This window comes from Cellulosimicrobium cellulans, assembly GCF_001722485.1.
Lineage (GTDB): Bacteria > Actinomycetota > Actinomycetes > Actinomycetales > Cellulomonadaceae > Cellulosimicrobium > Cellulosimicrobium cellulans_A.
Window position 1 is genome coordinate 39,788 of record NZ_LWGL01000007.1, and the last position, 8,423, is coordinate 48,210.

8 protein-coding genes and 1 pseudogene are annotated in these 8,423 nt (G+C 76.0%); 4 read left to right on the plus strand and 5 right to left on the minus strand.

Annotated features, from left to right (window positions below):
• The first annotated feature begins 111 nt into the window (after positions 1-111).
• Entirely contained in the window at positions 112-1,122 is a 1,011-nt protein-coding gene (locus tag JZ5iCDA_RS01930) for a helix-turn-helix transcriptional regulator (protein WP_069385579.1), read from the plus strand.
• Here JZ5iCDA_RS01930 and JZ5iCDA_RS01935 read toward each other — a convergent pair.
• Complete coding sequence (locus JZ5iCDA_RS01935) at positions 1,092-1,745, minus strand: response regulator (RefSeq protein WP_069385580.1); 654 nt, start codon at positions 1,743-1,745, stop codon at positions 1,092-1,094. The two genes, JZ5iCDA_RS01930 and JZ5iCDA_RS01935, sit on opposite strands and share 31 nt — an antisense overlap.
• Positions 1,742-3,043 carry a sensor histidine kinase gene (locus JZ5iCDA_RS01940; protein WP_083259548.1) on the minus strand — a complete coding sequence of 434 codons (1,302 nt, stop codon included), beginning with the start codon at positions 3,041-3,043 and terminating at the stop codon, positions 1,742-1,744. Before JZ5iCDA_RS01940 ends, JZ5iCDA_RS01935 begins: the two co-directional genes overlap by 4 nt.
• Positions 3,044-3,203: 160 nt before the next feature.
• Between JZ5iCDA_RS01940 and JZ5iCDA_RS01945 the strand changes: the two genes are divergently transcribed.
• Positions 3,204-3,929, plus strand: a complete 726-nt coding sequence (locus JZ5iCDA_RS01945) for a ZIP family metal transporter (RefSeq protein WP_216093385.1) — start codon at positions 3,204-3,206, stop codon at positions 3,927-3,929.
• 6 nt (positions 3,930-3,935) lie between these two features.
• Here the strand turns inward: JZ5iCDA_RS01945 and JZ5iCDA_RS01950 are convergent, their stop codons facing one another.
• Together JZ5iCDA_RS01950 and JZ5iCDA_RS01955 are read right to left on the minus strand one after the other, a co-directional pair.
• A complete protein-coding gene (locus tag JZ5iCDA_RS01950) occupies positions 3,936-4,580 on the minus strand; it encodes a lysophospholipid acyltransferase family protein (protein WP_069385582.1) in 645 nt (214 codons plus the stop codon).
• Positions 4,581-4,617: 37 nt separating this feature from the next.
• Positions 4,618-6,030: an amino acid permease gene (locus tag JZ5iCDA_RS01955; RefSeq protein ID WP_069385583.1), complete on the minus strand. Its 1,413-nt coding sequence runs from the start codon at positions 6,028-6,030 to the stop codon at positions 4,618-4,620.
• 205 nt (positions 6,031-6,235) lie between these two features.
• Between JZ5iCDA_RS01955 and JZ5iCDA_RS01960 the strand changes: the two genes are divergently transcribed.
• Positions 6,236-7,450, plus strand: coding sequence for a cation:proton antiporter (locus JZ5iCDA_RS01960; RefSeq protein WP_216093386.1), 1,215 nt, complete (start codon positions 6,236-6,238; stop codon positions 7,448-7,450).
• A 47-nt stretch (positions 7,451-7,497) separates the two neighbouring features.
• Here the strand turns inward: JZ5iCDA_RS01960 and JZ5iCDA_RS01965 are convergent, their stop codons facing one another.
• Positions 7,498-7,827 carry a cupin domain-containing protein gene (locus tag JZ5iCDA_RS01965; protein WP_069385585.1) on the minus strand — a complete coding sequence of 110 codons (330 nt, stop codon included), beginning with the start codon at positions 7,825-7,827 and terminating at the stop codon, positions 7,498-7,500.
• 38 nt (positions 7,828-7,865) lie between these two features.
• On the opposite strand from JZ5iCDA_RS01965, the pseudogene JZ5iCDA_RS19565 reads away from it, so the two are divergent.
• A pseudogene (locus JZ5iCDA_RS19565) lies at positions 7,866-8,255 on the plus strand (AraC family ligand binding domain-containing protein); the annotation flags it as partial.
• Between the last annotated feature and the right edge of the window lie 168 nt (positions 8,256-8,423).

Genomic DNA, 8,423 nt, shown 5'->3' on the forward strand with positions numbered 1-8,423 from the left:
GTGTCAGGGAAGCCGTGCATCGCGGCGGGTGCCATGACGCGTCGACCTCGTGACGACGACCCTCCCTGGGAATGCCGACACCCTGTGTCATGTATTCGGTACGGTCCTCGTGTGCGCGCGGACCGGCTCGTCTCGCTGGTGCTGCTGCTGCGCCAGCGGGGCCGGCTGAGCGCGGCGACGCTCGCGCGCGAGCTGGAGGTCTCGACGCGCACGGTGCTGCGCGACGTCGAGGCGTTGTCGGCGGCTGGCGTCCCCGTCTACGCCGAGCGCGGGCGCCACGGCGGCTTCGCGCTCCTGCCCGGCTTCCGGACGGAGCTCACGGGCGTGACCCACGAGGAGGCCCTCGCGCTCCTGGCCGCCGGACCGGGAACGGGCGAGCGGGTCCTCGGGCTCGGTCCGGCCCTCGCGTCGGCCCTGCGCAAGGTCGTCGACGCGCTTCCCGCCGGCCACCAGGCCACCGCGAACGACGCCGCGCGGCGGTTCCTCGTCGACCCCGAGACCGACCTGCTGTCCCGACGACGCGTCACCGAGGCGGTCCCGGAGGCCGTCGTGGTCGTCGTCCGCCGCGCCGTGCTCGCCGGACACCGGCTCCGCATCCGCTACGCGGCCACCGGCGAGGAGCCGCGGTGGCGCACGGTGGACCCCGTCGGGCTGGTCACCGTCCGCGACCGTGCCTACCTGCTCGCGACGCGGTCGGGCGCGGACCGCACGTACCGGCTGTCCCGGGCGTCCGACGCCGAGGAGCTCCCCGAGCCCGCGGAGCGCCCGGCGCACGTCGACCTCGATCGCGCCTGGCGCGAGCGCTCGGCACGGTTCCTGTCCGGCGGCGACCACGTCACCGCGCTCGTCCGGGTCGCCCCGGCGCGGCGCGAGGAGCTCCTCGACACGGCGCTCGCCGTCCGGGCCGAGGAACCGGACACCGCCGGCCGGCTCCGGCTCGACGTGACGTTCCAGGACCTGCGGCACGCGGTGTGGGCGCTGTGGCAGCTCGGGACGGACGCGGAGGCGCTGTCCCCGCCGTCGCTGCGCGCCGCCCTGCGCGACCGCGCCGCCGCGCTCGCCGCCCGCTACGAGGACCCGGAGCCCGGCCCTCAGCCGACCCGCACGAACCCCGACTCGTAGGCGCGGACCACGGCCTGCGTGCGGTCCCGCACCCCGAGCTTGGCGAGCACGTTGCCCACGTGCGTGCGCACCGTCTCCACGCCCAGGTAGAGCTCGCCCGCGATCTCGGCGTTCGACAGCCCGGTCGCCATGAGCCGCAGCACCTCACCCTCGCGCTCGGTGAGCCGGGCGGCGCGCAGCTCGTCCCCCGCCGGCGGGCGCGCGGTCGCGAGCCGGCGCACCGCGTCGGGGAAGAGGAGCGACTCGCCCTGCGCGACGACGCGCACCGCCTGCACGACCTCCTCCGGCCGCGCGCGCTTGAGCAGGAACCCGTGCGCGCCCGCGCGCAGCGCGTCGAGCACGTGGTCGTCGTTCTCGAACGTCGTCACGACGAGCACGCGCGGCGCGGGCTCGCGCGCGAGCAGCGCCTGCGTCGCGGCGATGCCGTCGACCCGCGGCATCCGCACGTCCATGAGCACGACGTCGGGCCGTGTCGCCGCGACGAGTCCCGGCACCTCCGTCCCGTCCCCGGCCTCGCCGACGACCGCGAGGTCGGGCTCCGTCTCGAGGATCGCGCGCAGGCCGGTGCGCACGAGCGGCTCGTCGTCGACGAGCACCACGCGGGTCGGCTCGGCTCCCGTCATGTCGCCGATCCTCCCAGGGGGAACGTCGCGCGCACGACCCACGTGCCGCCGTCGGGCCCCGGGCCGGCGACGAGGTGGCCGCGCAGCAGCCGCACGCGCTCGCGCATCCCCGGGAGGCCCCGCCCGCCGCCGGGTGCCCGACGGCGCCCGTCGGACCCGACCGGGTTCCGCACCTCGACCCGCAGGAGCGCGGGCGGCCCCTGCTCGACGGCGACGGCGACGGTCACCTGGGCGCCGGGCGCGTGCCGCAGGGCGTTGGTCAGCGCCTCCTGGACCACGCGGTACGCCTCCTGCGACGTCGCGCGCGGCACGTCGTCGAGCCCGCCCGGCCCGGGGACGAGCCGGACGTCCGCCCCGGCCCGCCGGGCGTCGTCGAGCAGCACGTCGAGGTCGGCGAGCGTGCGCGCGGGCGACCGGACGGACCCGCCGCCGCCCGGTCCGGCCTCCGCCCGCAGGAGGCCGAGCACGTGGTCGAGGTCCGCCATCGCCGACCGGCCAGTGTCCTCGATCGCGGCGAGCGCCCGGCGGGCCGCATCCGGGTCGGTGTCGAGCAGGCGCGACGCGGCCGCGGCCTGCAGCGTCGTGACCGTGAGGGCATGACCCACGGAGTCGTGGAGCTCGCGCGCGAGCCGGCCGCGCTCGGCCGCGCGGTCGGCCGCGGCCTCGAGCTCGGCGATCCGCTCGGTCTGGTCGGGGCCGAGCAGCGGCCACGCGGCCTGCCGCAGGAGCGCCCGCGCGCCGACGGTCACGTACGGGAGCGCGACGAGGAGCAGCGCCGCGACGACGGCCCACGCCCAGCGCGGCACGACCTCCCACGGTCGCCAGTCGGTGAGGAGCACCGGCTCGACGCCGGCGGCGGACAGCACGAGCTGCGTCGCGACGGGCACGGCGAGCAGCACCACCACCAGCACCGCCGCGCCGAGGACGAGGTGCAACCCGTACCAGGCGGCGGCACGCCAGCGCGTGGGCGCAGTCGGGGACGCGGTGCCGTCCGGCGTCGGCACGTCGACGTCGAGGAACGTGCGCACGGCCGCGATCTCCAGCGCACGGACCGGCGCGAGGAACGGCGGCGTCACAGCGATGGCCGCGGAGACGACCGCGAGCACGGTCGTCGCGACGCGCGGCGTCTGCGCGGACGCGAACATCTGCACGAAGCCCGCGCCCAGCACGAGGTACGCGCCCGCGACGACGCCGCCGATGACGAGGTAGACGCCGGCGCGCACCGTCGCGGCGCTGCGCAGCGGCGCGACGACCACCCGCCAGGAGCGGAGCGCTCCCGGCCGTCCCCTTTGCGTCATGCCCCCATCCTGGCCGGGCGACCGGTGGGGCGCCTCCCCCTCCCGGGTGATCGGGCGGCGTCGGACGGCGCCGGCGCAGCGCCGTCCCCCGGGGTGTGGTGCGGCGGCGGTGCGGTGCGGCCGCGTGCGGCTCCCCCGCCCTGCTGCTCCACTGGGTGACGTGGAGGGCTTCTGGTGGGGACTGCTCGCGAGCTCCTCGCTGCTCCTCGGCGCGGCGCTCGTGCTGTGGCGGCCGCCCGGGAAGCGGCTGGTCGGGCTGGTCATGGCGTTCGGCGCGGGCGTGCTCATCAGCGCGGTCGCGTACGACCTCGTCGAGGACGCCTCGACGCGCACGAGCGGCTGGGTGCTGCTGGCCGGCCTCGCGGCGGGCGCGCTGACGTTCTTCGTCGGCGACCTGCTCATCGACCGCGTGGGCGGCGACGGACGCAAGCGCTCGACGGGAGTGCAGGCGCAGGGCCAGGGCGGCGCCATCGCGCTGGGCACGGTGCTCGACGGCGTCCCGGAGTCGGTGGTGCTCGGCTCGACGCTCGTCGGCGGGGGCGGCGTGAGCATCGCGATGCTCGCCGCGGTGTTCCTGTCCAACCTGCCCGAGGCGATGTCGGCGACGTCGGGGCTCGTGCAGGCAGGAACGTCGAAGAGCCGGCTGTGGCTGCTGTGGGGCGGCACGACGGCGGTCTCGGCCGTCGCGGCCGGCGCCGGCTACCTCGCGCTCGGCTCGGCGTCGGGCGCGACCGTCGCCGTCGTGCAGGCGTTCGCCGCGGGCGCGCTCCTGACGATGCTCGTCGACACGATGATCCCCGAGGCGACGGAGTTCGGCGGGCCGGTCACCGGGCTCGTCACGGTGCTGGGCTTCGCGACGGCGTTCGGGCTCGGCTCGATCGGCTGAGCCCGGTCAGGCGGCGAGCTCCTGGCCGCTCATGCGGTGGATCGACGCCATGACCTCGTCGGTGAGCTCGCGCCGCGCCTGCGCGGGGGTCGCGCCGGACGTGATCTGGCGCGCCGGGTCGATGGGCATGCCGAAGTGCACCTGGACGCGGTGGATGCGCGGCAGGCGCGCGCCGACCGGCTGCACCTTGTCCGTGCCGCGCACCGCGACGGGGACGACGGGCGCGTGCCCGGCGAGCGCGAGCCACGCGACGCCCGTGCGCCCCTTGTGCAGCCTGCCGTCGCGCGAGCGCGTGCCCTCGGGGTAGATGCCGAACGCACCGCCGTGGGTGAGCACGTCGAGCGCGTCCTCGAGCGAGCGCTGGCCGGCGCGGGGGTCGTCGCGCTGGACGGGGATGTGACCCATCTTCGTGAAGAACCACCGGGACAGCCGGCCCTTGAGCCCGCGCCCCGTGAAGTACTCCGCCTTGGCGAGGAACGTCACGTGCCGCGGCGCGACGATCGGGATGATGAGCGAGTCGATGAACGACAGGTGGTTGCTCGCCAGGATGACCGGGCCGCGGCGCGGCACGTTGTTGCGGCCGGTGACCTGCGGACGCAGCAGCACGAAGGCCAGCAGCGACAGGACGAGCTTGAGCACCCGGTAGGTCATCCGCACATTGTGCACGACCCCGCGCGGGCGCCACAGGTCACTCCGGTGATGCGGAGCGCTGACCGGTCCGGGCGAGGCGACGCGCCCGCCCGCGGCGCGTGAGCGCGTAGAGCGCCAGGAGGACGAGCACGAGGCCGGCCGTCGAGACGAGCTGGGCGCGCGCGGCGTCGTCCGTGAGCATGAGGACGGCGAGCGCGGCGAGCCCGACCAGCACGGCCCAGGTGAGCCACGGGAAGCCCCACATGCGCAGGGTCATCGGCTCGCCGGAGGCCTGCGCCTCCGCCTCGAGCCGGCGGCGCAGCCGCAGCTGCGACACGGCGACGAAGACCCATACGACGAGGAGCGCGGCCCCGACGGCGTTGAGCAGGATGCCGAGCAGGGCCTCGGGCAGCGCCCAGTTGAGCCCGACCGCGACGAGCGAGAAGAACACCGAGACGAGCACCGACACCCACGGGACGTCGCGGCGCGAGACGCGGCGCAGCGCCGTCGGGCCGTCGCCGCGGCCGGCGAGCGAGTACGCCATGCGCGACGTCCCGTACACGTTCGCGTTGAACGCCGAGAGCAGCGCGACGACGACCACGACCTCCATGAGCCGCGCCGCGCCGGAGAGGCCGGCCAGGTCGAGGACCGCGACGAACGGGCTCTCCGCGAGCGCCGGCGAGTCCCACGGCAGCACGAGCACCATGACGGCGACGGAGCCCAGGTAGAACACGAGGATGCGCCACACGATGCTGCGGGTGGCGCGCGCGACGGCGGTGCGAGGGTCCCGCGCCTCGGCGGCGGCGATGGTGACGATCTCGATGCCGCCGAACGCGAAGACGACGACGAGCAGCCCCGCGGCGACCCCGCCCCAGCCCTCGGGCGCGAACCCGCCCTGGCCGAGGAGGTTGCTCGTGCCGACGGGGTCGGTGCCGGGCAGGAGGCCGAGCACGAGGAGGACGCCGACGACGAGGAACCCGACGATGGCGGCGACCTTGACGAACGCGAACCAGAACTCGAACTCGCCGAACTGCCGCACGCCCCACAGGTTCACCACCGCGAACACGACGACGACGGCGAGCGCGACGCCCCACTGCGGCACGCCCGGGAACCAGCCGGTGACGATCTGCGCCGCGCCGGTGATCTCGGCGCCGAGCACCATGACGAGCATGAACCAGTAGAGCCACCCGAGGACGAACCCGGCCCACGGGCCGAGCGCCTCCTCCGCATACACGGAGAAGGAGCCGCTCGCGGGCCGCGCGCTCGCCATCTCGGCCATCATCCGCATGACGAGGATGACGACGACGCCCGCGATCGCGTAGGACACGAGGACCGCCGGCCCGGCGGTCGCGATCCCGACGCCCGAGCCGAGGAACAGCCCCGCCCCGATCGCGGAGCCGAGGCCCATCATCGTCAGGTGCCGCGCGCGCAGGCCGTGCCCGAGGCGGTCGGTCGTGGTGGGGGTGCTCATGGTGCGTCCTGCGTCGGGGGTCTGGACAGGTCAGCTGCCGGTCGGCCGCCGCCCGACGCTACCCGACGACGTCCGGCCCCACACGCCGGTCGCGGTCGAGCGCTGCGCGACGCCGTGCGGGATGCTGGTGCCGCGCAGTCCGTACCGCCCCGCCCGCACCGCCACGTCCGCACCGCCACGTCCGCACCGGCCGATGGAGGCCCGCGTGAACCCGTACGCCGAGCTGGTCCCGGTCTTCCTCGTGGCCCTCGCCGCGCCCCTGCTCGCCGGGCTGATGCCCGTGCGGAGCCGCGTGCCGCAGGTCGTGCTGCTGCTGCTCGGCGGCGTCGTGATCGGTCCGCAGGTGCTCGACGCGTCCGGCCCCGACGCGGTGACGCTGCTCGCCGACCTCGGCATGGGCTTCCTCTTCCTCCTCGCCGGCTACGAGCTCGAGCCCGAGCTCCTGCGCCGGCCCGTCGGGCGGCGCGCGGGAGGGGCGTGGGTCACGTCGTTCCTGCTCGGCGGTGCAGCGCTCATGATCCTGCCCGGTCACCAGCCGCCCGAGCTCCTCGCGGCGGGCGCGATCGCCCTCACGACGACGGCCCTCGGCATCGTCCTGCCGATCCTGCGGGAGGACGGCCGGCTCGGCGGCCGGCTCGGGCGGTCGGTCCTCGTGCTCGGCGCGTTCGGCGAGCTCGGCCCGATCGTCGCGATGGCCGTGCTCCTGGGGACGCGGAACTCCGGCACCGCGGCCCTGCTGCTCGCCGTGTTCGCCGCCCTCGCGCTCGCGCTCGCCGCGCTCCCCGACCCCATCCGGCAGGGCTTCGGCGGGCGGCTCATGTCGCTGTCCGAGCACGGCACCGGCCAGAGCACGCTCCGGCTCACCGTGCTGCTGCTCGTCACGCTCCTCGCGCTCGCGCAGTCGATGGGCTTCGACGCCGTGCTCGGCGCGTTTGTCGGCGGGATGGTGCTGCGACGCTGGGCGCCGGGCGACGTCGAGGCGCTCGAGAAGAAGCTCGACGCGGTCGCGTGGGGCGTGTTCATCCCGGTGTTCTTCGTCAGCTCCGGCATGGGGCTCGACGTCGACGCGATCGTCGCGGAGCCGCTGCTGCCCGTGATCTTCCTCGCGGCGATGCTCGTCGTGCGAGGCGGCCCCGTCCTGCTGTGGCTGCGCGGCGCGCTGCCCCGCACCGAGCGCGTGCAGGCCGCGCTCTACTCCACGACGACGCTCCCGCTCCTCGTCGCGCTCACCGAGATCGCCGTGGACGACGGGTCGATGCCGTCCGACGTCGGTGCCGCGCTCGTCGGCGCGGGCGTCCTGTCGGTGGTGACGCTGCCGCTCATCGCGAGCAGGCTCGGCACGCGCCGCACCGAGCCGGCCCCGGCGCGGGACGACGGGGCGGCCGAGGGCCCGCCGGAGGACGTCGTGCAGACCGTGTGACCCGGGCCGCGGGGCGGCGCCGGTCAGCCGGCCGCTCAGCCGGCCGCTCAGCCGGCCGAGGAGGGCCGCGTCTCCGCCGGCGAGAACACCACGACGACGGTGAGGTCCTCCACGACGTCGACGAACCGGTGCTCCTCCCCCGCCGGGACGAACAGCACCGAGCCGGCACCGGCGTCGACGGTGCGGTCCGGCGTCCACAGGCGCCCTCGCCCCGACAGCACGACGTACACCTCGTCCTCGCGGTGCGGGCCCTGCGGGTCGTGGGCGCCCGCCGGGATCACGTACGTGCCCACGCTCATCGCGGGCACGCGCAGCGTCTCGACGTAGCGAGCGGCCTCCGGCACGGCGGCGGTCGGGTCGGGGGTCAGGTCGTGCACGTCTCCTCCTCGGAGCGGGTCGTCGGTAGCGTGGGCGCGTGGACACGGTAGCGGCGGGCGTCCGGCTGCGGTTCGGCGACGGCGCCCCCGGGATCGAGCGCCTCGAGGCCTCGCTGCGCGGCGAGGCGTTCTCCCCGCACCGCCACGACACCTACGCGGTCGGCGTGACCCTCGCCGGGGTCCAGACCTTCCGCTACCGCGGCGAGCAGCGGCACTGCCTCGCCGGGCAGTGGCACGTGCTGCACCCCGACGAGACGCACGACGGCGCCGCCGGCACCGACGACGGCTTCGGCTACCGCATCCTCTACGTCGACCCCGCGCTCGTGCAGGCGGCGCTCGGCGGGCGCGCCCTGCCGCTCGTCACCGACCCCGTCGTGCGCGACCCGCTGCCCGACCTGGGCCGGCACCTCGCCCGCCTGGACGAGCCGCTCGACGGCCTCACCGCGGCCGAGCTCGCCACCGCCGTCGCCGACGAGCTCGCGCGCGTTGTGGAACAGGTACAGGCCGGCGTCGACCAGCGACGCGGACGCCGACACGCTCATGCCCGCGCGGTCGAGGTAGCGCACGTGCTTCTCGACGAGGTGCCACCCGCGCGG

Coding starts and splice junctions, on each gene's coding strand:
- JZ5iCDA_RS01940 (WP_083259548.1), bottom strand. CDS start 3,043: ATGACGCAAAGGGGACGGCCGGGAGCGCTCCGCTCCTGGCGGGTGGTC.
- JZ5iCDA_RS01950 (WP_069385582.1), bottom strand. CDS start 4,580: ATGACCTACCGGGTGCTCAAGCTCGTCCTGTCGCTGCTGGCCTTCGTG.
- JZ5iCDA_RS01935 (WP_069385580.1), bottom strand. CDS start 1,745: ATGACGGGAGCCGAGCCGACCCGCGTGGTGCTCGTCGACGACGAGCCG.
- JZ5iCDA_RS01955 (WP_069385583.1), bottom strand. CDS start 6,030: ATGAGCACCCCCACCACGACCGACCGCCTCGGGCACGGCCTGCGCGCG.